Raw genomic sequence first — 966 nt, 5'->3', positions numbered from 1 at the left:
CGTCCACACCCTGCGCCAACGCCTGCCACAACACATTCCGCTAACTGCCAAGATGCGGCTCGGTTATGAAGACAAAAGTCTGGCATTGGAATGCGCTTCCGCTATTGAAAACGGCGGCGCATGCGCGTTAACCGTCCATGCACGCACCAAAGTCGAAGGCTACGAACCGCCGGCACATTGGGAATGGGTGCGCAAAATCCGCGATGCGGCCAGTATTCCTGTTACCGCCAACGGCGATGTGTTCAGCCTTCAAGACTATCTCGATATTAAAACCGTCAGCGGCTGCGACAGCGTGATGCTCGGGCGCGGCGCGGTTATCCGTCCCGACTTGGCTCGGCAAATCAAACAATATGAAAACGGCGAAACAGTGAAAGACACCGACTTTGCCGAAGTCTCCTCATGGATAGTCCAATTCTTCGACTTGTGCCTTGCCAAAGAAGCCAACAACAAATATCCGGTTGCCCGTTTGAAACAGTGGCTGGGCATGATGAAAAAAGAGTTTGAACAGGCGCAGGTATTGTTCGACCGTATCCGCGCTGTCAAAGAAGTGGATGAAGTGAAACAGATTCTGCTGTCGTTTGAACAAGAGATGCATTCATGATTAAAAAAAGGCCGTCTGAATTTCAGACGGCCTTTGATTTCATCACCTACATACATAATCAGCCAACAGTCTGCCTTTTTCCGCACTGGCTGCATTAGCCATGTTTACCTGTCTGGTCTCAGGGCCATTCTTAGATTTCAGGGCTTCACCATATTTTCTGGCAAATTCTTTATTGGCACTGGTCACCCTTGACTCGGTAGAATCCAACATGAAGCCGTCTTGCTCATATTTGCCTTGCGCAGTAATAATCAAGATATTTTCAGGCGCAGGATAATCCGGAAAATCAATATAGTTGGTAACCAGCTTGTAGGAAACGCCTTTGCCGTGTTTCATATCCTGACAGATGCCGTTAGGCGCGGTAAAGA

The 966-nt window shown here is 49.2% G+C and carries 1 protein-coding gene and 1 pseudogene; one reads left to right on the top strand and one right to left on the bottom strand.

The features are described from left to right. On the top strand, positions 1 to 601 hold a 601-nt coding region (locus ACTHS3_RS14980), incomplete at its 5' end, for a tRNA dihydrouridine synthase (RefSeq protein ID WP_440368366.1). Between the two features lie 42 nt (positions 602 to 643). On the opposite strand, the pseudogene ACTHS3_RS14975 reads toward ACTHS3_RS14980, so the two are convergent. Then, positions 644 to 966, bottom strand: a pseudogene (locus tag ACTHS3_RS14975) (hypothetical protein); the annotation flags it as partial.

The sequence above is a fragment of the Neisseria sp. P0009.S007 genome (assembly GCF_051962515.1).
This window is presented reverse-complemented; position numbering and strand designations above follow the sequence as displayed.